We start from the raw sequence: 25,241 nt of genomic DNA on the forward strand, positions 1-25,241 counted from the left end.
TTTGTCGTTTACGTCGCGGCCATCGTCGTTGGCACAACGATGGAAGCGATGTCGCAACTCGCGTCGCGCTGAGTTCCACCCGGTTTCAGAGTCCTTTCCGTTCCGATTGAATCGGAACGGGGCCCTGGTTTTTTGGTTTGACGCGTTTTCTTCACGCGAACCGGTATCCAATTCGCTCGAAAACGCCTCAGACGTGCTCGTATACGGTCCGTCCGCCGACGATCGTCCGCGTCACGCGGCCTGAGAAGCGGGCGTCGTCGAACGGCGTGTTCTTGCACAGTGATTTGAGATCGTCGCGGTCGAGCACCCAGGGCGTGTCGGCGTCGATCACGATGACGTCGGCCGGCGCGCCCGCGCGCAGCGTGCCGCCGGGCAGGCCGAGCAGTTCCGCCGGCCGCGTCGACATCGCCCGGATCAGTGTCTTGAAGTCCATCTCGCCATTGTGGATCAGCCGCAGCGCCGCCGGCAGCATGGTCTGCAGGCCGACCGCGCCGCTCGCCGCTTCCGCGAACGGCAGCCGCTTGACCTCGACGTCCTGTGGATTGTGGTCGCTCATCACGACGTCGATCAGCCCGGAGGCGAGCGCTGCGACCAGCGCCTTGCGGTCCTCCTCGGTGCGCAGCGGCGGCGCCAGCTTGAGGAAGGTGCGGTAGGGGCCGATGTCGTTCTCGTTCAGCGTCACGTGGTTGATCGAGACCGAGGCCGAGACATTGTGGCCGGCGTCGCGGGCACGCTTGAGGATCTCCAGCGACTCGATCGAGGTCAGCGAGGCCGCGTGATAGCGCCCACCGGTCAGCCCGGCGAGCCGCATGTCGCGCTCGAGCATGATCGACTCGGCCGCCGTGGGAATCCCCGCGAGCCCGAGCCTTGTGGCGAATTCGCCCTCGTTCATCACGCCTTCGCCCACCAGATGCGGGTCCTCGGTGTGATGCACGATCAGCGCGTCGAAATCGCGGGCATAGGTCAGCGCGCGCCGCATCACCTGGGCGTTGGTGACGCTGCGGTCGCCGTCGGTGAAGGCGACGGCGCCGGCGGCCTTGAGCAGGCCGATCTCGGTCATCTCCTGGCCCTGCATGCCCTTGGTCAGCGCCGCCATCGGATGGATGTTGACGATCGCGGTGTCGCGGGCGCGGCGCAGCACGAAGTCCACGGTCGCGGAATTGTCGATCACCGGCGAGGTGTCGGGCTGGCAGATGATGGTGGTGATGCCGCCGGCCGCGGCGGCCTGGCTGGCGGAGGCGAAAGTCTCGCGGTGGCTGGCGCCGGGTTCGCCGACAAAGGCGCGCATGTCGATCAGGCCGGGGGCGACGATCTTGCCGGCGCAATTGACGATGTCGGTGCCTTCGGGGACGCCGGCGGCGCCGATGCCGCGCTTGGCGTCACGGATGACGCCGTCGGCGATCAGGACATCGCCCGGACCGTCAAAATCACGCGAGGGATCGATAACGCGGGCGTTGGCGAGCAGGATAGGGCGGCGGTCGGTCAGCATGGCATCACGCGTTCGGCAGGTTGCGGGCGAGCGCTTCGAGCACCGCCATACGCACTGCCACACCCATTTCGACTTGTTCACGGATCAGCGACTGCGCGCCGTCGGCGACGAAGGTGTCGATCTCGACACCGCGGTTCATCGGGCCGGGATGCATCACCAGCGCATCCGGCTTGGCGTAGCCGAGCTTCTTCTGGTCGAGGCCGAAATAGTGGAAATACTCGCCCGACGACGGCACGAAGGAGCCGTTCATGCGCTCGCGCTGCAGCCGCAGCATCATCACGATGTCGGCGCCGTTCAGCCCCTCGCGCATGTCGCGCGCGACCTCGACGCCCATCCGCTCGATGCCGGGCGGCAGCAAGGTGGAGGGCGCCACCACGCGGACGCGCGCGCCCATGGTGTTGAGCAGGAAGATGTTGGAGCGCGCGACGCGCGAATGCAGCACGTCGCCGCAGATCGCGATCGTCAGCCCCTCGAGCCGGCCCTTGTTGCGGCGGATGGTCAGCGCGTCGAGCAGCGCCTGGGTCGGGTGCTCGTGGCTGCCGTCGCCGGCATTGATCACGGAACCGTCAACCTTGCGCGCCAGGAGCTCGACCGCGCCGGAGGCGTGATGGCGTACCACCAGGATGTCCGGGTGCATCGCGTTCAGCGTCACCGCGGTGTCCATCAGGGTCTCGCCCTTGCGGGTCGACATCGACGACACCGACATGTTCATGACGTCCGCGCCCAGGCGTTTTCCGGCGATCTCGAACGAGGACTGGGTCCGGGTCGAGGCCTCGAAGAACAGATTGACCTGGGTGCGGCCGCGCAGGCTGGCGCGCTTCTTGTCGACCTGGCGGTTGAGCTCGACATACTCCTCGGAGAGGTCGAGCAGGCCCGTGATGTCGTCAGCGGAAAGGCCCTCGATGCCCAGCAGATGCCGGTGACCGAGGACAAAAGTCGATTTCAATGATGGGGTCATTAAAGCGAGAGCTATAGGCGCGGATGGCCGGTGGGGCAAGCGCGAAGAGGGCTCGCGGGAGTTTTCCCCGAGTAAGATGTCGCCGCCTTCTCGGCGGTCCTGCCAGGGCTCGCCGCGGGACATCCGCGCCTTGCTTTTGCGGGGTTTTCCGGAACAAGACGTGGATGGCCGGGCATAGGCGGAGCGGCAGCGACGCCGTCGTCCTGACGGGCTATACCCGGTCCGTGACGCCGGAGCGAGACCTCGTGAGAATTGTCGTGATCGCATGGATGGCCATCGCGTTGATCCCGGCGGCGATCTCGCCTGCCTTCGCTCAGAACTTGCCCGGCGACTTCGCGTTCCTCCGCGACATCGACCCGACCATCATCCAGGACATCCGCTACGCCAGCGCGAACAATTTCATGGGCCGGCCGATCGCGGGCTACGGCGCGGCGGAATGCGTGGTGAAGAGGGAGGTGGGGCTTCGCCTCAAGGCCGTGCAGCAGGAACTGGCCCGGCAAGGACTGTCGCTAAAAATGTTCGATTGCTACCGGCCGGTCCGTGCCGTCGCCGACATGGTGGCATGGTCGAAAAATGGCACCGAGACCGCCGCCGAGCGGCGCTACAACCCGGCCTTCTCGAAGGCGGATCTGTTCCGCCTCGGCTACATCGCCACCCATTCGGGGCATTCGACCGGGGGCGCGGTCGATCTCACGCTGGTCGATCTTGGCGCCGACAATTCGCGCAAGTTCGATCCGGCCAGGGACTATGCCGATTGCACCGCGCCGGCCGCCGCGCGCGCCCCGGAGGGCAGCGTCGACATGGGCACCGGCTACGACTGTTCCGACGCGAAGGCCCATACCGCGACGGGATCGATCACCCCTGGGCAGAGGCGCTGGCGCACCATGCTGGTCGCGGCGATGGCCCGGCAGGGGTTCGCGAACTATGCCAAGGAATGGTGGCACTTTTCGCTGCCGGGGGCAGGTGGGCAGGCCTACGACTTCCCGATCGTCCGGGCGCGATAGCGCATTTTCCTCAAATCCGAAGCATTTTCGTAAGACGACGCTTGCCATCGCAAAAGTAGCCGAGCGCGCTTTCAACACTCCTTAATTGTGGCCGTATGAGGTGCGGGCAATACGGGAGCATGCAGCATGCGGTTCGCAGCCATCGCAATTGTTGTCGTCGGCGTCGCCGGCGTCTTGATCTACGATCGACACGACAAGAGCGCGAATTATCAGCGCGTCGATGCCCGCATCAGCGGCGTCAGCGAGCAATGCTATCTGGAAAAGGTCGAACGCGGCGTCATCACCAAGACGACGTCGACCTCCGACCTGACCCGCTGCGAGATTGCCGAGCTGCTGCGCAAGGAGCATCCGAAGTGGCAGGGCTATGACGTGAAGCACAAGATCGAGGTGAAGGTCGTCTATGTCTCGCCGGTCGACGGGGCCACGCACCAGTCGAGCCTGCAGATGTCCTATTTCCCCAATGGCAAGCCGCTGCGCGCCGGGGACGTGTTTCCTGTCCTTGCCTCCAAGACCAAGGCGGACAAGACGCGTTCGATCTGACCGCCACGGTTCGACGGGACGGGAGCACGACCATGCGCCTTGGCCTCTATGGTATGATCGCTATCGCCGTCGCGAGCTTCTATGTCTATAGCGAGCTCGACAAGCGGCTGAACTTCCGGCCGATCGACGCGCGCGTCAGCAGCGTCAAGGAGCAATGCTACATGGAGAAGACCGAGGGATCGCGAAGCTCGACCTCCGATCTGTTGCCATGCGAGCTTACCGAGTTGCTGGCGCGCCATCATCCGAAATGGCAGGGCTCCGACATCAAGCACAAGATCGAGATCCGGTTTGCCTATATCTCGCCGGTGGACGGCGCCGCGCATGAGTCCAACCTGCAGTTGGCGGCCTATCCCGATAACCGGCAACTCAGCAGCGGCGACATTTTTCCTGTTCAGGCTTCCAGGAAGGAGGCGAACCGGACCCGCGTCAATGACTGGGTCGACCGCTGGCTCGGCCGCCACGCGCCCAAGCGCGCAAGCATCTAAAGCATGGAAGCATCTTTTCGCTGCCCCGCGCCGGCTCGCAGGCTTATGATCCTCCGATTCCATTGCGCCGCGGCTGGCCCGTGATCCCGGCCAGAGAAGGCCGGTTGTCCGGGCCGCATGCGTATAGACCATTCCCGAGGAGACCATGACGCAGGCTCCGTTTGCCACCCACGACGTCTTCAACCAGTCGCCGCCGTTCGAAAATGTCGACCTGTTCACGGTGGATGCGCCGCTCGCCGCGGCGGTCGCTGCCAATGGCGGGGCGGCGGCAACCGCCGAGCTGTCCGATTTCGGCAAGCATTGGGGATCGGCTGCCATGGCGGAGCGCGGCCGCGTTGCCAACGAGAACACGCCGAAGCTGCGCTTGTTCGACGCCAGGGGCAATCGCCGCGACGAGGTCGAGTTTCATCCGGCCTATCACGAGCTGATGGCGCACTCCGCGCATGCCGGCGTGCACAACTCGACCTGGAGCGCCGACGGCAGGCCGGCCGGCGGGGCGGCCGAGGTGGTGCGTGCGGCAAAGTTCTACATCGCTTCCCAGGTCGAGACCGGCCATCTCTGCCCGATCACGATGACGCGCGCCTCGGTCGCGGCGCTGGCCGCGCAGCCCGATATTCTGGCGAAGACGATGCCGCTCATCGGAACGCGCGCCTACGACCCCAGCTTTGCGCCGTGGTGGACCAAGCGCGGCATGACGCTCGGCATGGGCATGACCGAAAAGCAGGGCGGCACCGATGTGCGCGCCAATATGACGCGCGCCGAGCGCGACGGCGGCGCCTGGCGTGTCACCGGGCACAAATGGTTCATGTCGGCGCCGATGTGCGACGCCTTCCTGGTGCTGGCGCAGACGATGGATGGGCTGAGTTGTTTCTTCATGCCGCGCTTTGCGCCCGACGGCACGGTCAATGCGATCCACTTCCAGCGCCTGAAGGACAAGCTCGGCAACCGCTCCAATGCCTCGTCCGAGGTCGAATTCCACGGCGCTCATGCCGAGCTGATCGGCGAGGAGGGCAAGGGCATCCGCACTATCATCCAGATGGTGCAGCTGACGCGGCAGGATTGCGCGATCGCCTCCGCCGGGCTGATGCGCTCGGGACTGGCGCATGGGCTCAATCACGCAAGGCATCGCAGCGTGTTCCAGAAACATCTCGCCGACCAGCCGCTGATGCAGGCGGTGCTGTCGGACATGGCGCTGCATGTCGAGGCGTCCATCGCGCTGGTGATGCGGCTCTGCCGTGCTTTCGATCGCGCGCCGGCCGATGCGGGCGAGGCCGCCTATATGCGGCTGCTGACGCCGGCGATCAAATACTGGACCTGCAAGAGCGCGCCCGGCTTCCTCTATGAGGCGATGGAGTGCCTCGGTGGCAATGGCTATGTCGAGGAAGGCATTTTGGCGCGCCATTACCGGGAGTCGCCGGTCAACGCGATCTGGGAGGGCTCCGGCAACGTGATGTGCCTCGACGTGCTGCGCGCACTCGGCCGCGAGGCCGATGCCGCACTCGCGGTGCTCCGTGCGCTCGCCGACGAGACCAAGGGGCTGCCCGGCGCCGCTGAGGCTGTTGCCTCGATCGGGCAGTCGTTCCGGCGGCCGGACGGCGAGCGCGTCGCGCGGCTTGCGGTCGAGCAGCTGGCGCTGCTGGCGGCTGCCGCGGCGCTCAACCAGGTCTCGCCGAAAAACGCCGAGCTGTTCGCGGCGAGCCGGCTTGCCGAACGCCACGCCGGCATGTACGGCGCCGTGGACTTATCCGATGCCGATCAGCGCGCGCTGCTGGCGCGGGCGCTGCCATGAAGGTTTGCTAATGGACGCACTCAACCCCGATACTCCGCCGGCCGCTATCGAACCGCCGCCACTCCCCCCGCGGGTCTGGAAATTCTGGGGCACCGCGCTGTGGGGCTTTCTGATCTTCGCCGCGATGTTCCTCGGCCAGGTCGCGGTCATCGTCTGGCGCATCGTCGCGCAGGGCGGCGAGGTGTCGTCGGCCGGCATCACCCACGTGGTCGCCGACGGCCTGACGATCTCACTCTCGGTCCTCGCCGGCCTGCCGATGGTGCTGTTGGTGCTGTGGTTCGCGATCCGCCGGACGGGGATCTCGTTCGCCGATTATCTCGGGCTGCGCGGGACGTCGTGGCAGAACGTCATCATCGGCGTCGTCGCGCTCGTCGTGCTGGTCGGCGCCTGGGACACGGTGTCCCGCGCCGCCGGCCGCGAGGTGACGCCCGGCTTCATGGGCGACGTGCTGAAATCGGCGCAGGAGCACAGCGCGCTGTGGCTATTGGTGATCGCGTTCGCCGTCGCCGCGCCGCTCTGGGAGGAACTGTTCGCACGCGGCTGGCTCTACCGCGGCTGGTCGGAATCCGCGCTCGGTCCCTATGGCGCGATCCTGCTGTCGTCGATCGTCTGGACCGTGATGCACCTGCAGTACGACTGGTTCTTCCTCTGCCAGGTGCTGACGATCGGTCTCCTGTTCGGCTATTTGCGCTTCCGCACCGGCTCGACCTGGCTGACCATCCTGCTGCACGGGCTGAACAATTTCGCGGCGACGATCCAGACCTGGTGGCTGGCGGGGTGAGAGTTCCCTATGCTAGGTTGAACCTAGGCCCAGCTTCGCTGCAAAATTGCTGCAGAAAAAATCCATATGTCGAACTTCGAAAATGCCGGCGCGCGGACACCCGCTTCGGCTCCGCCGCCGCGGACCTGGGATTTCTGGGAGACGGCATTCGTTATCCTGATCGCCTATGGCGTTTTTACGCTGGCAGGAGGTTGGGCAATGACGATCATCATCGCGGCGCAAGACGGCGTGGCCAGGATGTCGCCGGCTCAATTGCGGGATTTCGCGGCTCAAGGGCGATGGTACGGCGCTGGCCTTACCATCGCGAGCCCGCTAACGATCGGCGTGCTCTGGATCGCGATCCGGAAGGTTCGCCGCGGGTTCGCGGAATATCTCGCGCTCAACTGGCCGAGCACGGCCGAAGTCATGCGCGCATTTGCAATCTTCGCCGGCATTCTGCTCATTGAGTCGGTCATCAAATGGTGTGTCGGCGACGACGGCTCCGCTTGGATGACCAGCGCATGTACGTGGTCAACGGGGCGGGCGGCCTGCTGATCTTTCTTATCGGTATCTGCATTGCCGGACCCGTCATGGAGGAATTCCTCATCCGCGGCTTCTTGTATCGCGGCTGGTCAGAATCGTTTCTCGGTCCGATCGGAGCGATCGTACTGACCGCCTCCGTCTGGGCGATGACCCACACACAGTACGACGTTTATGGGAAGTTGGAGATTTTCGGGATGGGATTGGCCCTGGGCTATTGCCGTTGGCGCAGCAACTCAACCTGGCCGACGGTCATGATGCATTCTGCACTCAACACTTACATCTGCTTCGTGGCGGGTCCTTACGTTTAGGCCCATCGGTAGGTGGATGATTGATGCCTGTTCCAACAACCGAAGCATGCGACGCGCATATGCGGACGTATCGCGAGCATCTTCATCGCTTGAACCGCGCCTTGGCGGAAGAATACATACTCGAGCACAGTCACTATGTGTCCATGGCCATCGACGAGTTGGCCATGCGGTCCCTATTGCTCTCGCTATCGCACAGTTTCACGATGCAATTCGTCGATCGCCCGCGAGGAATTTCTGGCCGGTGATCCGCAAGGCAAGAGGCACACTCTTCATTCGATCAACCGACACCGGCCCGGAGTGCCCTTGGCCATGGCGGCGAACAAAGAGCGGGAACATGCGCTACCAACTGGCAGGGCATCTGCTTTTCTCGCCATGGCTCCCAAATTTCCATCGCATGGTGCACGGTAGCATCCGGGGGCTTCAAGGACTGACGGATCGTATCAAAGTCCGGGCAAGCGAGAAGGATATTTGGGTGACGGTCGATGCTGATCGCATTTTTGGGAGTGTGCTTGGGGCCAAGCAGCTCGTTTCCGCGATCAAACCGTTTCAAGAGTTCGCGACGCCGGACAGTAGTGCGGCTCTGGATCGGTGGTCGAACGAACAGCAGCGCGGTTCGATTGTGCTACGAATCTCGCAAGGGGCGCTTGTCTACAGCGACAGCGCAGATCGTTGCGAAATCGAATTTCCTGATACGCTGAGCGCGCCGCTCTGCGTCCTTACGGTGCCCGTGCACTTTGAACGGCATTGGATCAGGGCTGGAGATCGAGCTTATTTATGAGGGGGCGTCAAAGCCACCCGCTACAATCACGATCGGCATCGTGATTGTAGGCCGGTATGGGTCGGCGCACGAGCGTGCGCTCAGGGGATGACAGAGGGGATGCCAGCGGCCCCCTCGAGTGCTATGATCTCGACCAATGAACGAGCGCGGGCCGGATCGAAACCAGGCAGCGGCGGCTGCCGTCGTGTGAGCTCTTCCCATGGCTACGTTGTTCCGAATTCTTTTGGCCAGCGTCGTCGCGCTGGCGTCTCTCGGCGCCATCACGCAGCAGGTGCGCGACCAGGGCGTCACCGACACCGAAATCCGCATCGGCAATGTCATGCCGTATAGCGGCGCGCTGGAGATTTTCGGTCAGATCGGCAAGGCCGAAGCCGCCTATTTCGAGATGATCAACGAACGCGGCGGAGTCAATGGCCGCAAGATCCGCTTCATGTCCTATGACGATCTGTCGGATGCTTCCAACGCCATGGATCTCACGCGCATTCTGGTCGAGACCGACAATGTGCTGTTGATGTTCGGCTCGTTCGGCACGCCGGGGAATCTGGCGGTGCGGAAATATCTCAACGAACGGAAGATCCCCCAGCTTTTCGTTGCTTCCGGCGATCATGATCTCAGCGAGCCGTCGCTCTATCCGTGGACCATGGGCTGGCAGCCTTCGTATCGCGAGGAAGGGCGTATCTATGCCAACTACATCCAGGCGTTCTACCCCGGCAAGAAAATCGTGGCGCTTTGGGAGAATGACCAGTTCGGGCGCGAATTGTTCAAGGGACTGGTGCAAGGGCTTGGTGACGTCGCCCACAACATCAGGGTCGACATCGCCTATGATGTCGACGATCAGCATCTGGACGGCCACGTCTCGATCCTGAAGCAGTCGGGCGCCGAGGTCTTTGTGTTTGCCGGGGTGCCGGAAAATGCCGCCAAGGTGATCCGCGCCGCGGCCGACCACGGCTGGCGGCCGGTGTTTGTCGTGAACCAGATGGCGTCATCGATCGAGACGGTGCTCAAGCCGGCCGGCACGGAGAATGCGACCGGCGTCATCACCGCCGCGTTCCTGAAGGATGCGAGCGATCCGGCCTGGAGGACGGAGCAGGGCGGCTGGCACAGCTTCCTGGACAAGTATACCAAGGCCGGCGGCAAGGATGACGCGGCGGCAGTATACGGCTATGCCGCCGCCGAAACGATGGTCGAGGTGCTCAGGCAATGCGGCAACGACCTGTCACGCGAGAACGTCATGAAGCAGGCTGCGGCGCTCAGGGATTATCAGGCGTCCGCCTTGCTCCCCGGCATCAAGATCAACACCGCTCAGTTCCGACCGGTCGAGCAATTGCGGTTGCTTCAGTTCGACGGCCGCAGCTGGCAGCCGATCGGTGATGTGCTCGATACGGCGTTCGTCGGTTCGTCCGGGAAATAGCGACGATCAGGAGAAGCCGTACGGGCCGCGCCCAATTGTTGCGGGCCTTCGCTGCTTGCTGAAGCGCAAGGGCGCGTTGTGGCGCTGCTGCGACCGGCGGGCCGGTCCGTTCCGGGAAAGCGCGCGCCGCCCGGCGCGACGCGGCTTCGAAAGAGACGCGGCTTCGAAAGAAATGACTTGTTGCGCGGATGGTACAGGAGTCTCCGGCTAAATCGGGTACATTGATACTGTATTGAAAGACTTTTCATCACCCGGAGCATTGCGTTGGCGTCAGACGCAGTCAGTCTGGCTGATACAACAAGTGTAGCGCACGCGGCGGCTGCTACACCACCTTTTTGCGTAAAGATCGTGACGCGCGACGAAATCGCCGGTTGTCCCGCCTGGGCTGCCAGTTTCGCCGACCTGCGCAAGGATCACCGTTACTACGAGATCCTGGAAGATACGCTCCGCGAGCGTGTCGAATACCGGTACTTCGCGATCATCGACCGGGCAGGTTGTCTCCATGCCGTCCAGCCGTTTTTTCTTCTCGACCAGGACGTTCTCGAAGGGCTTGGAGCGGAATGGCAGCCGTTGTTGGCGCGCATCCGGCGCTTCGTTCCCGGATTTCTCAGAATGCGCACCCTGATGGTCGGATGCTTCGCCGGCGAAGGGCATCTTGCGGGGTCAAGCACGGTGCCGTCCGGCAAGATCGCGGAGATCCTTTGCAGCGAAATCGTCACTCTCGCAAGATCGTGCCGGGCGCAGCTCATCGTCCTGAAGGAATTTCCCGCGCGCTATAGGCCGGTGCTGGATTGCTTCGTCCGGCGCGGCTTCGCCCGCGCGCCGAGCATGCCGATGACGGCGCTCAATATCGAGCACGACGACTTCGATGCCTACATGCAAAATGCGCTGCCGCGGTCGGCGCGCTGGCAGCTCCGCAAGAAATTCAAGGCAACCGACGGTGAAACCATCGCTCTTACCGTCACCGACGACGCAAGGGATGCGGTCGACGAGATCTATCCGCTCTACCTGCAGGTCTTCGACCGTTCGAAATTCCGTTTCGAGAAACTGACAGCCGACTATCTCCGCCGGCTCGGCAGCGACATGAAGGACAAGGTCCGCTTCTTCATCTGGCGCCGTGGCGGGAAGGTGATCGCCTTCAGCCTTTGCATGGTCGAGGGCGACAGTCTGTTCTGGGAGTATGTCGGCCTCGACTATGCTGTCGCGCTCGACCTTCATCTTTATTACTACACCATTCGCGACATGATGAATTGGGCGATCGCCAACGGTTACAGGTGGCTTCGAAGCACGGGTCTCAGCTACGAACCGAAATTCCGGATGCGGCATGACCTCGATCCGCTCGACCTCTATGTGCGGCTTCGCTCTCCGCTTCCGAACGCGATCTTCAGGCTTTTGCTGCCCTGGATCGTACCGGCCCGCTATGACAAGACCCTGCGCAAGTTCGCGAACTATCGCGAAGTCTGGTAGCATCCGATAGGTCGGCGCCATGCTGCCTCGGTTCCAGCCAAGGCCGCTCGGATACGCCCTCTAAGGCCCCACCGCGGCGATGACGATCGGCATCGTGATCGCGGCCAAAATCGTCTGCAGCGTGATGATCTGGGCGAGCAGCGGCGCGTCGCCGCCCATCTGGCGCGCCAGCACATAGGCTGACGGCGAGGTCGGCACCGCGGCGCAGGCCGCGACGATGGCGAGATTGGGCCCGGTGACGCCGAACCACACCGCGAGCGCCACCGTCAGCACCGGCATCAGGACGAGTTTCAGGACCAATGCCACGCTGGCAGCCAGGCTGGGCCGGAAGATGCCGTCCAGATGCAACCCGGCCCCGGTGACGAGCAGGCCGATCGCCAGCGACGAGCCGCCGAGCGCGTCGGCGACGTCATGCCAGATCTGCGGCAGCGGGACGTGTGCGACATTGATGACGAGCCCGATGACGCAGGCCCAGATCAGCGGGTTCTTCACGACCGTCATCACGATGACGCCGGTCGACCGCTTCTCCGACGAGGCATATTTCGCCAGCACGGCGACGCTGAACACGTTGACCAGCGGGATGATCGCGACCATCGCGACGGAGGCCAGCGCAAGGCCTGTGCTGCCATAGAGATTGCGCGACACCGACAGCGCGACATAGGTCTGCCAGCGGGTCGCGCCCTGGAAAATCGAGGTGAAGGCGGGACCGTCGACGCCGGCGCGCGCCAGCGGGCGGCGCAGCGCGAGGCAGAACAGCGACATCACCAGCGCCGCGAGCAGCAGCGCGCCGCCGACACCCGCGACCGGCACCTTGGTCAGGTCGGCCTTCACCAGTGTCTGCACCAGGAGCACCGGGAACAGCACGTAATAGGTCAGCCGCTCCAGCCCGTGCCATTGCGTATCTGTTGGCATCAGCGTGCGCTTCAGGACGAAGCCGAGCACGATCAAGAGGAACACCGGCAGCAGCGCCGCGATCACCACGGCCATGGTCAGCGCTCTCCGCGCAGTTTCGCGAGCCGGTCCAGCGCACCCTGCAGGATGAAGATCGCGGCGTGCTCGTCGATCACCTCGGCGCGCCGGGCGCGGCTGACGTCCATCCCGATCAGCTCGCGCTCGACCGCCGCGGTCGAGAGCCGCTCGTCCCACAACCCGATCGCAAGCGCGGTGAGGCCGGCGAGGTTGCGGGCAAAGGCCCGGGTCGATTGCGCGCGCGGGCCTTCGCTGCCGTCCATGTTGATCGGCAGCCCGAGCACGAAGCCGACGGCGTTGCGTTCGGCGGCGATCGCGAGCAGCCGCGCTGCGTCGGCCTTGAACTGCTTCCGCTGGATGGTCTCGACGCCGGTGGCGAGTCGCCGGTCCGGATCGGAGGCGGCGACCCCGATGGTCTTGGTGCCGAGGTCGAGGCCGACAAGCGCGCCGCGCTCCGGCCAGTGCGGCGCGGCTTCGATCAGGGGAAGGATGGGGGCGGGCATGCCTTGCGATTAGCACGCAGCCGCGCGCCGAGGCAAAGCCCGGCGGCGGGCGAGCGTCCATGCGAAAACGCCACAGCGCGGGGAGCGGGCGGCCCGCGTAAGTCGGCGATCGGCTTGGGTCACGGTCACATCAACCGGCTTGGCCGCATACACCCAAAACGTTCACGTTGCGGTAAACTGTCGTTGTGATTGTGGTTCAGTTTGTGAGGGAGGTCACATGATACGCGTGAATTTCTGTTACGATATTATGTCAAGTTATGATCCGGGGCAGCAATCGACCCGTTTCGGCCAGCCGTTTCATCGACGTGAATTCGTAAGGCTTTCACGGCGCGCCATTTATTTTTGATTTTGAACGGAGAGCATCATGCCTGATCAAGCCGACACTCATTACCGCATCGGAGCAGCGTCTCAAGCAGGCGGATTTCTCGCCGGCAGTAGACTTTCGACTGACTCCAGATATGCGATCGCGATGAGTTCAAGTCATGTGTTGAAGCAATCGCAGCCTTGCACATAATTTTTCCAGGAGTGAAAATGATTGAGAACCGCAAATCCTCTGAATTGAGGAAAACCTTCCGATCAGCGCAAGCCTCAAAGTTTCTCTCTAAGCATCATCTAACGCCAGGAAGCATCGATCGATATCTAGACGCGCGCGGTGCGTTCGATACAGCGACGATTGTCAGCACTCCGCCAAACGTCAAAGAACCAGACTTCCCGATCATCGGAGCTAACACCGATCCGAAGACTCGGCGTACCGTCAACGATAGCAATTTCGAGGCCGACATGAGCGCGGCTCTAAGCGGTTTAGGCGTCGCCGGGTACTCTATGCGCGTGCGTCGCCGCGGACAAACTGTCTTCACCCTAAATGGCGGGTCAGCAAGGATTTCGCCTGACTCAGATGCAAAGAACTGGGACACGACTATCAAAATGCACGTTGCCAGCGTCAGCAAGCTTGTTACGTCGATGGCGGTTACGAAGCTCCTGCTCGACAAGGGTATCGATGTCGACACCTCGATAACAAACTTTCTGCCACGCCATTTTCGGGTTGCTCCGACCTCGCGGCAGATCACCCTCCGCCATCTGCTCACCATGACTTCAGGCTTTCGCCAGATCCAATATGGAGGACTAAACGACGGCTATACTTATTACGATTTTAAACAGTACGTCGAACGCGGCGTCGATCCGGCAAATTTCGGTCAGTGGAGTTATCATAACGGCAACTTCATCGGTCTTCGGATCGCAATGGCAGTCATGTCAGGCATGATCGATCCTAGTGCTGAGTTTGGCGTTCCAGAAGACCCCGATGCACATGACACGCTTTGGGACGCCCTCTCGGTTGATGATTACGTCAAATACGTGAGCCGCAATATTCTGAGGCCCGCCTCCGTCACTGCAAAAATCCATCCCGCCGACGAGGACAGCCTAGCCTATTCCGCATCACTTCGAGCGCCAGGCTGGAAGGCCGACCCCTGGTTAGGTGCCGGTACCGACGCCTGGTGGTTCTCTGTCGATGAGATTCTTAACATCATGTCGGCTTATTGGGACGGCGACGGGATTGTTCGCAAGTCCGCATCGCATCAAGCTCTTCGCTATAACTTCGGTCTTGACGACACGAAAGAGTGGCAGCTCTCGGACGGCGTACAGGACTGCTTCATGAAGAGCGGTTACTGGTCAGATGGCATGAGTCGAACGCAACAATGTTCGGTCACCTTCGCGCCAGATGATACTTTAATCGCTGTCTTCGTGAATTCACCCATCGCCTCGACGAACATCCCAAGCATCGTCGAAAGGCATCTGCAGGCAAACATCAGTTAGCGGTCCAACGAACAAGAGCGCGCCACCGCAGCCGGCTGCGAGCGGAGCGGCTGGCGCCCGTCGCCTTCCAGGCGCTCGTCCACAGAGACAACGGATTCTCTCCTCAATGAGACTTGCAGTAGTTCTGTTTTGTGTGAAGACCGGTGGCGGAACGAGCGACAAATCGCCGTGGTCAACAGATGTCTGCCTCGGTTAGAATCAGCCCGGGCATGACGAGTTTTTGGAGACACTGATCGTGCCGATCCCCCAATTGTGATTGCCCCGCCGGTCAGGCGGCGATCACCCGGTCGTCGCCGGGAAGGCACGCGGCCAGTCCCTGCAACGCGCTGTACTGATGCGCGGTGCGGCGCTGGATGAACAGCGTCTCGACACGCGCATGCTGCGGGTTGAGCTTGTGGATGTTGATGTCGCGCTGGACGTGATCGCGTTCGACGACGGCGCGCGGCAGCAGGGTGACGCCCATGTCGGCGGCGACGCAGCCGACCATGCCGTCGAGCGTGCCGAACTCGAAGCGGACGGCCGACGGCCAGCCGAATTCGGTGAACACCTGTTCGAGACGCTGCCGGTAAGTGCAGCCGGTGCGGAATACCAGCGCGGTCGGGCCCGACTCCGGTGTGCCGGCGCGCAACGCGGCGAGCGATTTCCAGCGCTGCGCGGTGACCAGGACCAGTTCCTCGGTGAAGGCTGATGTCGCCGACAGTTCGGCATGCTCGATCGGACCGGCGACAAAGGCGCCATCGAGCGAGCCGTCGAGCACGGCGGCCACGAGGTCGGCCGTCGGCGCAGTACGCAAGGTCAGGCGCACCGCCGGATAACGGCGATGAAACTCGGCGAGCAGCGTCGGCAGCCGCACCGCGGCCGTGGTTTCCATCGAGCCGATCGACAGCGGACCCTTCGGCTCGCCATCGTCGCGCGCGGCGAGCACGGCTTCGCGCGAGAGCGCCGCCATGCGCTGCGCATAGGGCAACAGGCGGCGGCCGGCGCCGGTCAGCGACATGCCGCGGCTGTGGCGCTCGAACAGTGCGGTGCCGATCTCGGCCTCCAGCGCCTTGATGCGCTGGGTGACGTTGGATTGCACGGTGTTCAGCTCGTCGGCGGCCCGGGTGATGCCGCCGAGCCGGGCGACCGTGGAAAAGGTGAGCAGGTCGGTCAATTCCATCTGGGACCACCGTTCTGACTTAGAGATGGTAGCGTTCTCTAGTATTCATTATCCGAGAATGTTAGGCCCGCTTAGGCTGCAAGTCCAGAACAGCCAGTCCAGAACAGGGAGCGAACGCATGCCGATCAGCACCGAATTGACGGCACGTCTGGGCATCGAGCATCCGATCCTGCTCGCGCCGATGGACACGATTGCCGGCAGCGGGCTGGTCAAGGCGGTCAGCGATGCCGATGGCTTCGGCATTCTGGGCGGCGGCTATGGCGATAAGACGCGGCTGCGGACCGAGACCGCGAAGCTGAAGGGGTTTGCAAAGCCGTTCGGCATCGGCTTCATCACCTGGAGCCTCGCCAGGCAGCCCGAGCTGATCGACATCGCGCTGGAGGCGCGGCCGCGCGCGGTGATGCTGTCATTCGGCGATCCCGCGCCGTTCGCGCCCGACATCAAGGCCGCAGGCGCGCTGCTGATCTGCCAGGTGCAGAGCGAAGAGATGGCACAGCAGGCGCTCGATTGCGGCGCCGACATCCTGATCGCGCAGGGCACCGAGGCGGGCGGTCACGGCGCATCGCGCACCACGCTCGACATTGTGCCGGCGATCATCGATTTCGCGGCGGGGCGCGTGCCTGTGGTCGCGGCCGGCGGCATCGCGGACGGGCGTGGCCTCGCGGCGATGATGATGCTCGGCGCATCCGGCGTGCTGATGGGGACGCGCTTCTACGCCAGCGTCGAGGCCGACGCGGCCGAGCAGGCCAAGCAGCTGATCTGCGCGGCAAAGAGCGGCGAGACGGTGCGCGGCGTGGTGTTCGACTGGTCACGCAAGCTGATGTGGCCGGCGCCATTCACCGCGCGTTCGCTTGCCAACGATCATCTGCGGCGCTGGAGCGGGCGCGAGATCGAACTGATGCAGCGTGCGGACGAGGTCGCGGTGGAGTATGCCGCCGCGAAGGCCGCGGCCAACTTCGATGTCGCCGCGGTGTTTGCCGGCGAGTCCGTCGGCCTGATCCATGATATCGTTCCTGCGGCCGAGATCCTCGGTCGCATCGTCGCCGAGGCCGAGCAGTCGCTGCAGGGCCGGCGCAACTTTTTTCCTTCTCCCCTTGTCGGAGAAGGTGGCGCGGACGCAGTCCGCGACGGATGAGGTGTCTGTCCCCGCGGAGACAAACCCCTCACCCGACTTCGATGCTTCCGTATCGAAGTCACCCTCTCCCACAGGGGGAGAGGGCAATTCTGAGCAAGCACGAAAGAGACGCACCATGTGGCCCGACCGCCGGATTATCGACCTGTTCAAGACCGAATTCCCGATTGTGCTGGGGCCGATGGCGGGCGTGATGGATGCGGAGCTTGCGACTGCGGTCGCGCAGGGCGGCGGCGTGGCCTCGCTGCCGTGCGCGATGATCACGCCGGACAAGGCGCGCGAACAGGTCCACACCTTCCGCCAGCGGGTTTCGGCACCGATCAACCTGAACTTCTTTTGTCACAAGGCGGTCGACGCCGATCCGGCGCGCGAAGCGATCTGGCGGCAGCGGCTCGCACCCTATTATCGGGAGCACGGGCTCGACCCGAACGCGCAAATCAATGCCGCGAACCGCGCGCCGTTCGATGCCGCGTTCTGCGCTGTTGTCGAGGAGCTGAAGCCCGAGATCGTCAGCTTCCATTTCGGCCTGCCGGACCCGAAGCTGCTTGAGCGCGTGAAGGCGACTGGCGCCGTCATCCTGTCGTCGGCGACGACGGTCAAGGAGGCGATCTGGCTCGAGGAGAACGGCGCCGATGTCATCGTCGCGCAGGGTGCGGAGGCCGGCGGCCATCGCGGCATGTTCCTGACCGAGAACATCGCCCAGCAGCCGGGCACTTTCGCGCTGGTGCCGCAGGTCGTCGATGCGGTGAAGGTGCCCGTCATCGCCGCCGGCGGCATCGCCGACGGGCGCGGGATCGCGGCGGCGTTCGTGCTCGGCGCATCAGGTGTGCAGATCGGCACCGCCTATTTGCGCTGCCCGGAGTCCAAGGTCATTCCGGCGGCGCGGGTGATGCTGGCGCAGGCAAGCGACGAATCGACGGTCATCACCAATGTGATGACCGGCCGCCCGGCGCGCGGCGTCGCCAATCGCGTGATGCGCGAGGTCGGGCCGATTTCGCCCGACGCGCCGGCGTTCCCGCACGCAGCGACCGCCCTCGGACCGTTGAAGGCGGCTGCCGAAAAGCAGGGCAAGGTCGATTTCACCAATCTGTGGGCCGGGCAGGCGGTGCGGATGGGCAAGGAAATGCCGGCGGCGGAGTTGACCCGGGCGCTGGCCGGCGCCGCGCTGGCGCGGATGGGGGCTCTGTCTCAGGCCTGACGCGCGAGCTCTTTCAGACGAGGCAGGCCACGTAAAGGATCGCGACCCCCAGCGCCGTGCCGATCGACCACAGGGCGGGGTCCCAGCCCTCCGGGCGGGGGCTGCCGTTGAGCATTGACATGACGCGCTCCGAACTTTTTGTTCGGATCAAGTAGGCGCCGTGAATGTTTCGGGACGACTTCGCGGTGGCCGCGAAGTGGTTTCGTCATGCGTTTCGCAGCCGGAATGCGTGGCAGGATGTCTTGCCCGGTCGCCGGATGGGCTTCAAAGCCCCGTTGGACGGGCAAATTCGCGCGGTTGCGGCGCAAAACCGGCCTCTGCTATACGGCAGGCTGACCTTTCAGCCTGACCTTTCAGCCCCGAGGCCCTATATAATGTCCGTAGACGCCACGACCGTCCGCCGCATCGCGCATCTGGCGCGGATCGCGGTCAGCGACGCCGAAGTTCCCCATCTCCAGGGCGAGCTGAACGCGATGCTGGCTTTTGTCGAGCAGCTGTCGGAAGTGAATATCGACGGTGTCGAGCCGATGACCTCGGTGACGCCGATGGAGATGAAGAAGCGCGCCGACGTGGTCAATGACGGCGAGATCGCCGACGTCATCGTCCGCAACGCGCCCGACACTGTGAACGACTTCTTCCTGGTGCCGAAGGTGGTCGAGTAACGCAAGCATCGCGTTTTCGAGCGAAGTGGATACCGGTTCGCGTGAAGAAAACGCGTCAAACAAAAGCGACAAAGTCCAATGTGTCTGCTGTGCGACGATGAGAAGGCCTACAAGGCCTATATGGATTTCCTCGATGCCATGGAGCGCAAGGGGAAGGTCGCCGATCCCGACGCGGCGATGGACGCCGTGCTCGACCATCTCGAGGCGCTCGACGCCGAGCGCGCCAAGGAAAATGCCAAGGAGAACGCCAAGGCAAATAACCTGGCACGCCAAGACGACCCCGCCAACGACAAGACCCTGTCTCCGTTCTTCTGCAGCCCGATCAATAAATGACTGATTTGACATCGCTGACGATCGCCGAGGCCCGCGAGGGCCTGGCGAGCAAGTCTTTCACCGCTCGCGAACTGACCGATGCGCATCTCGCCGCGATCGAAGCCGCGCGCGTGCTCAATGCCTATGTGCTCGAGACGCCCGACCGCGCCCGCGAGATGGCCAACGCCGCCGACGCGAAAATTGCCAAGGGCGAGGGCGGACCGCTCGCCGGCATCCCGCTCGGCATCAAGGACCTGTTCGCGACCCGCGACATCAGGACCACGGCGTGCTCGAAGATCCTCGGCAATTTCATTCCGCCCTACGAGTCGACGGTGACCTCGCAGCTGTGGCGCGACGGTGCGGTGCTGCTCGGCAAACTCAACAATGACGAGTTCGCGATGGGCTCGTCGAACGAGACCTCGTGCTTCGGCCCGGTCACCAATCCGTGGCAGCGCGAAGGCAGTAACACCACGCTGGTGCCGGGCGGCTCGTCCGGCGGCTCGGCCTCGGCGGTGGCGGCACTGCTCTGTATGGGCGCGACCGCGACCGACACCGGCGGCTCGATCCGCCAGCCCGCCGCGTTCACCGCGACCGTCGGCATCAAGCCGACCTATGGCCGCTGCTCGCGCTGGGGCATCGTGGCGTTCGCATCCTCGCTCGACCAGGCCGGCCCGATCGCGCGCACGACGCGCGACGCTGCGATCCTGATGCGCTCGATGGCGGGGCACGATCCCAAGGACACCACATCGGTCGACATCGCGGTGCCGGATTACGAGGCCGCGATCGGCAAGTCCGTGAAGGGCATGAAGATCGGCATTCCGAAGGAATATCGCCTCGACGGCATGCCGGCCGAGATCGAGAAACTCTGGAGCGAGGGCGCGCAATGGCTGAAGGCCGCCGGCGCCGAGCTCGTCGAGGTGTCGCTGCCGCACACCAAATATGCGCTGCCGGCCTATTACATTGTGGCGCCGGCCGAGGCCTCGTCGAACCTCGCGCGTTATGACGGCGTGCGCTACGGGCTGCGCGAACCCGGCAGGAACATCATCGAGATGTACGAGAACACCCGCGCCGATGGTTTTGGCGACGAGGTACGCCGCCGCGTGCTGATCGGCACCTATGTGCTGTCGGCCGGCTACTACGACGCCTATTATTTGCGCGCGCAGAAGGTGCGGACGCTGATCAAGAAGGACTTCGAGGATTGCTTCGCCAAGGGCGTGAATGCGATCCTGACGCCGGCGACACCGTCGGCGGCGTTCGGCATCGGCGAGAAGGGCGGCGCAGATCCGGTCGAGATGTATCTCAACGACATCTTCACGGTAACCGTGAACATGGCGGGCCTGCCGGGCATCGCCGTGCCCGCCGGCAAGGACTCGCAAGGCCTGCCGCTCGGTCTGCAGTTGATCGGCCGCCCGTTCGACGAGGAGACGCTGTTCTCGCTCGGCGAGGTGATCGAGCAGGCAGCGGGCCGGTTCACGGCGCCGAAATGGTGGTGAGCGATGGCGGATTTCCGCGCCAGTCTCGCTGACACTGCGCCTGATGCGGCGCTGTCACCGCCGCTCGCCGCGTTGTGGTGGGCGAAGAAGGGCGATTGGGACCAGGCGCACCGCATCGTACAGGACGAGAGCGACGCCAATTCGGCCTGGGTGCATGCCCATCTGCATCGCGTCGAGGGCGATCTCGGCAATGCCGGCTACTGGTATCGCCAGGCCGGCCAGCCGGTCGCAAAGGACACGCTCGAGGCCGAGTGGGAGCGGATCGTTGCCACGCTGCTGGCGCAGCGCGGCTAGAGCATTTTTCGGTTCTGATTGCATCAGAACCGAAGCTCTAGTTTCTTGTTTTGGCGCGTTTTCTTCACGCGAACCGGCATCCACTTCGCTCGAAAACGCTCTGAAGGACGCCGGTGCGGAGGCACCGCGAGCATTAACCCTGTTTCGGCCGCCATGCCGCCGCCCAGATTGGCCGTGATAGGCTTATGGAACCGGGCGGGGGCCAGCGGCAAAAGAGAGTATTCGTGCGTGGGTCGGGCATAGGGGGATGGCTGTCAGCAATGCTGGTGGCCGTGGTGGCGGCGGGCCTTGCCGGCTGCGCCTCCGTCTACAATCTGCCCGGCAATGTGCCGCTCGGCGCCGCGCTCGCCGACAACAGCAGCGCCCGCGACATTCCGGCCTATGAAGATGATCTGCTGCTCGCGCTGTCGTTCTCCGGCGGCGGCACCCGCGCGGCGGCGTTCTCGTTCGGCGTGCTGGAGGAGCTTGACCATACGCGTTCGAGCGCGGCGGGCACCAAGACGCTGCTCGACCGCGTCGACTTCGTCTCCGGCGTCTCCGGCGGATCGATCACCGCCGCCTATTTCGGACTGAAGCGCCGCGCGGCGCTCGACGATTTCCGCCAGCGCTTCCTGCTGCGCAATGCCGAGGAGGGACTGAAGACCCGGATCTCGCTCGGCAATATCGGGCGCGCGCTCGGCGGCGGCGTCAACGACAGCCAGTTCACCGACTGGCTTGATCAGAATTTGTTCGACGGCGCACGGTTCGAGGCATTGGCCGACGATCGCCGGCCGCGGGTCTGGATCAACGCGTCCGATATCTACAACCGCACGCCGTTCGTGTTCGGCAAGACATCGTTCGATGCCTTGTGCAGCGACATCAGGTCTTATCGTGTCGCCGAAGCGGTGGCGGCATCCGCCGCGGTGCCGCTGGCATTCGCCCCGATCGTGCTGCAAACCTATCCCGGCGGTTGCGCCGCGCCGCTGCCGGCCTGGCTCGAGCGCGTGCGCAACGATCCGAATGCCCAGCCGTTGCTGCGCGCCTATGCGGAGGCCCAGGCACATTACCGCGACGGCTCGATGCGCTACGTCAAGCTGCTCGATGGCGGCCTTGTCGACAATTACGGCCTGTCGGGGCTCAGCATCGGCTTGCTCGCCGCGCAACGTCCCTACGAGCCGTTGAACGAACGGCAGGCGGCCAAGCTGAAGCGCATCCTGTTCCTGGTGGTCGACGCCGGCCGCGGCATCTCCGGCGACTTCGTGCAGACGCTCGAAGGGCCGAGCGGCGTCGAACTGGTTTCCGCAGCCGCCGACACCGCGATCGATGCCAGCGTGCGCTCCAGCTACGCCGCCTTCACGGCGCTCGCCGAGGACTGGTCCGGCAAGCTGAAGCGCTGGCGCTGCGGGCTGTCGGCGGCGGAGCGCAGCCGGCTCGGCGTCGGCGCCGGCTGGAAATGCGGCGACGTCGCGATCTATGTCGAGCGGCTCGGCTTCGACCGGCTCGGACCGGACCGCGCCGGCATCCTGAACGCCATCCCGACGCGGCTGTCGCTGCCGCCGGAGCAGGTCGACCAGCTGATCGCGGGCGGCGCCGACGCGCTGCGCTCGAGCAAGGCCTACCAGCAGTTCCGGCGCGGGCTCTGATCCCGCCTCAGGCGACGGCGGCGGGCTGCAAGTGGACGGCAAGGCGGCTTGACTGGCGCGATTGGTTGCGCGAAGCCCAATCCATCCCAGATATCCTTTTATCCGGAAACCGAGATCCATGACCGCATCTGCCGCCCCGCACAAACTGATCAAGAGCGCCACCGGCGATTGGGAGGTCGTGATCGGCATGGAGATCCATGCCCAAGTCACCTCGAACGCAAAGCTGTTCTCCGGCGCATCGACCGCGTTCGGCGGCGAGCCCAATTCCCATGTCTCGCTGGTCGATGCCGCGATGCCGGGCATGTTGCCCGTGATCAACGAGGAGTGCGTCCGCCAGGCGGTGCGCACCGGTCTCGGGCTGAATGCGAAGATCAACCTGCGCTCGGTGTTCGACCGCAAGAACTATTTCTATCCGGACTCGCCGCAGGGCTATCAGATCAGCCAGTACAAGTCGCCGATCGTGGGCGAGGGTGAGGTGTCGCTCGAGCTCGACGGCGGCCGCAGCGTCACGATCGGGATCGAGCGGCTGCATCTGGAGCAGGACGCCGGCAAGTTGCTGCACGATCAGTCGCCGACGATGTCCTATGTCGACCTCAACCGGTGCGGCGTCGCGCTGATGGAGATCGTCTCCAAGCCCGACATCCGCGACGCCGAGCAGGCCAAGGCCTACGTCACCAAGCTGCGCTCGATCCTGCGCTACCTCGGCACCTGCGACGGCGACATGGAGAAGGGCAATTTGCGCGCCGACGTCAACGTCTCGGTGCGCCGTTACGGCGAGACCGCGTTCGGCACCCGCTGCGAAATCAAGAACATGAACTCGGTCAACTTCATCGGTCAGGCGATCGAGTACGAGGCGCGGCGTCAGATCGAGATCATCGAGGACGGCGGCTCGATCGACCAGGAAACCCGGCTGTTCGACCCGAACAAGGGCGAGACCCGCTCGATGCGCTCCAAGGAAGAGGCGCACGACTACCGTTACTTCCCCGATCCCGATCTGTTGCCGCTCGAGTTCAGCCAGGCCTTCGTCGACGATCTCAAGGCGCAGCTGCCGGAACTGCCGGACGAGAAGAAGTCCCGTTTTATTACGGGCTTCGGCCTGTCGCCCTATGATGCGAGCGTGCTGGTTGCCGAGCGCGAGAGCGCGGAGTTCTACGAGACGGTGCTGTCAGGTCTTGCCGAGAAGGCGCGCGACGGCAAGCTCGCCGCCAACTGGGTGATCAACGAACTGTTCGGTCGTCTCAACAAGGAAGGCGTCGAGATCGCAGCCTCGCCGGTGTCGGCGGAGCAGCTCGCCGCGATCGTCGATCTGATCGGTGAGGGAACGATTTCCGGCAAGATCGCCAAGGACTTGTTCGAGATCGTCTGGCAGGAAGGCGGCGATCCGCGCGCGCTTGTCGAGACGCGCGGCATGAAGCAGGTCACCGACCTCGGCGCGATCGAGAAGGTGGTCGACGACATCATCGCGGCCAATCCCGACAAGGTCGAGCAGGCGAAGGCGAAGCCGCAACTGGTCGGCTGGTTCGTCGGCCAGGTGATGAAGTCGTCGGCCGGCAAGGCGAACCCGCAGGCGGTCAACGACCTCTTGAAGTCGAAGCTCGGCATCTGAACAACAGGACAATGATGTTGTCCTTGGAGCATGATCCAACCGGATCATGCTCCCTTGTATGCTTCCTTGCGGTCACCTGCGGCGTCGTCGCGCGTGCGTGAACGCGGCGTGATCCTGCCTCACACCCTCCGTTCACGGTCGCGCCAGCGCGATCGGCGCCGAATCGCCGAAACCGCGATTCGTTCGCAAATCCGGTTCGGATGACCTCAAACGAGGCAAAACCCGTCTTACCCACGAAAATTTTTTCGTTGCCAAAAATTGCGACTCGGCGTCGGCGACGCGCCGCTTTTCGTCGGCGCTCGCGACTCAACGCAATGAAGGTCGCGCGTCGATGGCTTGAATGCGAATTCAAGAAAGGCCTGCAATACAAGCGTTTCCTGCAACGTTGACAAATGCCGATGTCGGCGGCTGTTGGCTTTCTTGCATCGTCGCGCCAATGCATCGCCGATTTGAACGGCGACGCGCGCTGTGCGCGTTGCCACCGCTCCGTCAACACTTCCTTAAGCGGGACACTGTTTTTTTCGGTCTGTTGGTGTATTCGGGAAGAAGTGCATATCGATTCCCGAGTGCACGCAGCGAAGTAGAGCCATCTCACATACTGGAGGGCAACATGGCTAAGAAGGCAAAGAAGGCGAAGAAGGCGAAGAAGGCGAAGAGCGCAGTGAAGAAGACTGCGAAGAAGACCCGCAAGGTCGCCAAGAAGAAGTAAGCCTCTCGCCTCGAGAGGATTGTCGGCGGCTTGACGCCGGCACGTCGCGAGAGCCAGCGGACGGACTGCTGAGAGGCACATCCACCCAAGGCTCTGGCTGACGAAAGAGGGTGTCGGCGAGACATCAGGTCAAACGGCTGGATCGAATTTCGGAGAGGGCAACCTTCCCAAAACCGGTCCGGCAGAAGAAACAGAGATTTCTTCGTTCGGTGCGGAGCCCGCTTGGTTCCGCAATTTC

General features: G+C 63.8%; 24 protein-coding genes. 19 read left to right on the forward strand and 5 right to left on the reverse strand.

The window, feature by feature from the left end; translation table 11 throughout:
* Window positions 1-187: 187 nt before the first annotated feature.
* The gene (locus E2I15_RS04740) at window positions 188-1,489 is read right to left on the reverse strand and encodes a dihydroorotase (protein ID WP_092078157.1); all 1,302 of its coding nucleotides are present in this window, start codon (window positions 1,487-1,489) and stop codon (window positions 188-190) included.
* A gap of 4 nt (window positions 1,490-1,493) precedes the next feature.
* Window positions 1,494-2,447, reverse strand: a complete 954-nt coding sequence (locus E2I15_RS04745) for an aspartate carbamoyltransferase catalytic subunit (protein WP_026192854.1) — start codon at window positions 2,445-2,447, stop codon at window positions 1,494-1,496.
* 269 nt (window positions 2,448-2,716) lie between these two features.
* Between E2I15_RS04745 and E2I15_RS04750 the strand changes: the two genes are divergently transcribed.
* The 10 genes from E2I15_RS04750 (at window position 2,717) to E2I15_RS04795 (ending at window position 11,532) form a co-directional block, all read left to right on the forward strand.
* Window positions 2,717-3,451, forward strand: a complete 735-nt coding sequence (locus E2I15_RS04750) for a M15 family metallopeptidase (protein ID WP_137477898.1) — start codon at window positions 2,717-2,719, stop codon at window positions 3,449-3,451.
* 126 nt (window positions 3,452-3,577) lie between these two features.
* The gene (locus tag E2I15_RS04755; protein ID WP_092078151.1) at window positions 3,578-3,991 is read left to right on the forward strand and encodes a hypothetical protein; all 414 of its coding nucleotides are present in this window, start codon (window positions 3,578-3,580) and stop codon (window positions 3,989-3,991) included.
* A gap of 32 nt (window positions 3,992-4,023) precedes the next feature.
* On the forward strand, window positions 4,024-4,476 hold the full coding sequence (locus E2I15_RS04760; RefSeq protein ID WP_137477672.1) for a hypothetical protein: 453 nt from the start codon (window positions 4,024-4,026) through the stop codon (window positions 4,474-4,476).
* A gap of 145 nt (window positions 4,477-4,621) precedes the next feature.
* Window positions 4,622-6,265 carry an acyl-CoA dehydrogenase family protein gene (locus tag E2I15_RS04765; RefSeq protein WP_137477674.1) on the forward strand — a complete coding sequence of 548 codons (1,644 nt, stop codon included), beginning with the start codon at window positions 4,622-4,624 and terminating at the stop codon, window positions 6,263-6,265.
* A 10-nt stretch (window positions 6,266-6,275) separates the two neighbouring features.
* Window positions 6,276-7,046, forward strand: coding sequence for a CPBP family intramembrane glutamic endopeptidase (locus E2I15_RS04770; RefSeq protein WP_137477675.1), 771 nt, complete (start codon window positions 6,276-6,278; stop codon window positions 7,044-7,046).
* Between the two features lie 198 nt (window positions 7,047-7,244).
* The gene (locus E2I15_RS04775) at window positions 7,245-7,580 is read left to right on the forward strand and encodes a hypothetical protein (RefSeq protein WP_137477677.1); all 336 of its coding nucleotides are present in this window, start codon (window positions 7,245-7,247) and stop codon (window positions 7,578-7,580) included.
* Window positions 7,547-7,876, forward strand: coding sequence for a CPBP family intramembrane glutamic endopeptidase (locus E2I15_RS04780; protein WP_170991438.1), 330 nt, complete (start codon window positions 7,547-7,549; stop codon window positions 7,874-7,876). Before E2I15_RS04775 ends, E2I15_RS04780 begins: the two co-directional genes overlap by 34 nt.
* A gap of 334 nt (window positions 7,877-8,210) precedes the next feature.
* On the forward strand, window positions 8,211-8,654 hold the full coding sequence (locus E2I15_RS04785; RefSeq protein WP_137477681.1) for a hypothetical protein: 444 nt from the start codon (window positions 8,211-8,213) through the stop codon (window positions 8,652-8,654).
* A 199-nt stretch (window positions 8,655-8,853) separates the two neighbouring features.
* Entirely contained in the window at window positions 8,854-10,065 is a 1,212-nt protein-coding gene (locus E2I15_RS04790; RefSeq protein ID WP_137477683.1) for an ABC transporter substrate-binding protein, read from the forward strand.
* 348 nt (window positions 10,066-10,413) lie between these two features.
* The gene (locus E2I15_RS04795; protein WP_349629365.1) at window positions 10,414-11,532 is read left to right on the forward strand and encodes a GNAT family N-acetyltransferase; all 1,119 of its coding nucleotides are present in this window, start codon (window positions 10,414-10,416) and stop codon (window positions 11,530-11,532) included.
* 60 nt (window positions 11,533-11,592) lie between these two features.
* Here the strand turns inward: E2I15_RS04795 and E2I15_RS04800 are convergent, their stop codons facing one another.
* Window positions 11,593-12,519: an AEC family transporter gene (locus tag E2I15_RS04800; protein ID WP_137477684.1), complete on the reverse strand. Its 927-nt coding sequence runs from the start codon at window positions 12,517-12,519 to the stop codon at window positions 11,593-11,595.
* 2 nt (window positions 12,520-12,521) lie between these two features.
* The gene (gene ruvX / locus E2I15_RS04805; RefSeq protein WP_018271965.1) at window positions 12,522-13,004 is read right to left on the reverse strand and encodes a Holliday junction resolvase RuvX; all 483 of its coding nucleotides are present in this window, start codon (window positions 13,002-13,004) and stop codon (window positions 12,522-12,524) included.
* A gap of 531 nt (window positions 13,005-13,535) precedes the next feature.
* On the opposite strand from ruvX, the gene E2I15_RS04810 reads away from it, so the two are divergent.
* Complete coding sequence (locus E2I15_RS04810; RefSeq protein WP_137477686.1) at window positions 13,536-14,816, forward strand: serine hydrolase domain-containing protein; 1,281 nt, start codon at window positions 13,536-13,538, stop codon at window positions 14,814-14,816.
* 268 nt (window positions 14,817-15,084) lie between these two features.
* On the opposite strand, the gene E2I15_RS04815 is transcribed toward E2I15_RS04810, so the two are convergent.
* Window positions 15,085-15,975, reverse strand: coding sequence for a LysR family transcriptional regulator (locus E2I15_RS04815; RefSeq protein WP_137477688.1), 891 nt, complete (start codon window positions 15,973-15,975; stop codon window positions 15,085-15,087).
* Window positions 15,976-16,093: 118 nt separating this feature from the next.
* Here E2I15_RS04815 and E2I15_RS04820 point away from each other — a divergent pair, with 118 nt between their 5' ends.
* The 8 genes from E2I15_RS04820 to gatB all read left to right on the forward strand — a co-directional run bounded on the left by E2I15_RS04820 (window position 16,094) and on the right by gatB (window position 24,294).
* Window positions 16,094-17,110 (forward strand): NAD(P)H-dependent flavin oxidoreductase, encoded by a 1,017-nt coding sequence (locus E2I15_RS04820; RefSeq protein WP_246667964.1) that lies wholly within the window; start codon window positions 16,094-16,096, stop codon window positions 17,108-17,110.
* Window positions 17,111-17,225: 115 nt separating this feature from the next.
* Entirely contained in the window at window positions 17,226-18,305 is a 1,080-nt protein-coding gene (locus E2I15_RS04825) for an NAD(P)H-dependent flavin oxidoreductase (protein WP_137477690.1), read from the forward strand.
* Between the two features lie 374 nt (window positions 18,306-18,679).
* On the forward strand, window positions 18,680-18,967 hold the full coding sequence (gatC, locus tag E2I15_RS04830) for an Asp-tRNA(Asn)/Glu-tRNA(Gln) amidotransferase subunit GatC (RefSeq protein ID WP_057020773.1): 288 nt from the start codon (window positions 18,680-18,682) through the stop codon (window positions 18,965-18,967).
* A gap of 78 nt (window positions 18,968-19,045) precedes the next feature.
* Entirely contained in the window at window positions 19,046-19,300 is a 255-nt protein-coding gene (locus E2I15_RS04835; protein ID WP_137477692.1) for a hypothetical protein, read from the forward strand.
* Window positions 19,297-20,772 carry an Asp-tRNA(Asn)/Glu-tRNA(Gln) amidotransferase subunit GatA gene (gatA, locus tag E2I15_RS04840; protein ID WP_137477694.1) on the forward strand — a complete coding sequence of 492 codons (1,476 nt, stop codon included), beginning with the start codon at window positions 19,297-19,299 and terminating at the stop codon, window positions 20,770-20,772. The genes E2I15_RS04835 and gatA overlap by 4 nt, the downstream gene beginning before the upstream one ends.
* Window positions 20,773-20,775: 3 nt before the next feature.
* Window positions 20,776-21,066, forward strand: a complete 291-nt coding sequence (locus E2I15_RS04845) for a hypothetical protein (RefSeq protein WP_016843983.1) — start codon at window positions 20,776-20,778, stop codon at window positions 21,064-21,066.
* A gap of 260 nt (window positions 21,067-21,326) precedes the next feature.
* Window positions 21,327-22,688: a patatin-like phospholipase family protein gene (locus E2I15_RS04850; RefSeq protein WP_137477696.1), complete on the forward strand. Its 1,362-nt coding sequence runs from the start codon at window positions 21,327-21,329 to the stop codon at window positions 22,686-22,688.
* A 118-nt stretch (window positions 22,689-22,806) separates the two neighbouring features.
* The gene (gene gatB, locus E2I15_RS04855; protein WP_137477698.1) at window positions 22,807-24,294 is read left to right on the forward strand and encodes an Asp-tRNA(Asn)/Glu-tRNA(Gln) amidotransferase subunit GatB; all 1,488 of its coding nucleotides are present in this window, start codon (window positions 22,807-22,809) and stop codon (window positions 24,292-24,294) included.
* Window positions 24,295-25,241 lie beyond the last annotated feature (947 nt).

This window comes from Bradyrhizobium sp. BR2003 (assembly GCF_009720285.1).
In the GTDB taxonomy this organism is placed as follows: Bacteria; Pseudomonadota; Alphaproteobacteria; order Rhizobiales; family Xanthobacteraceae; genus Bradyrhizobium; species Bradyrhizobium elkanii.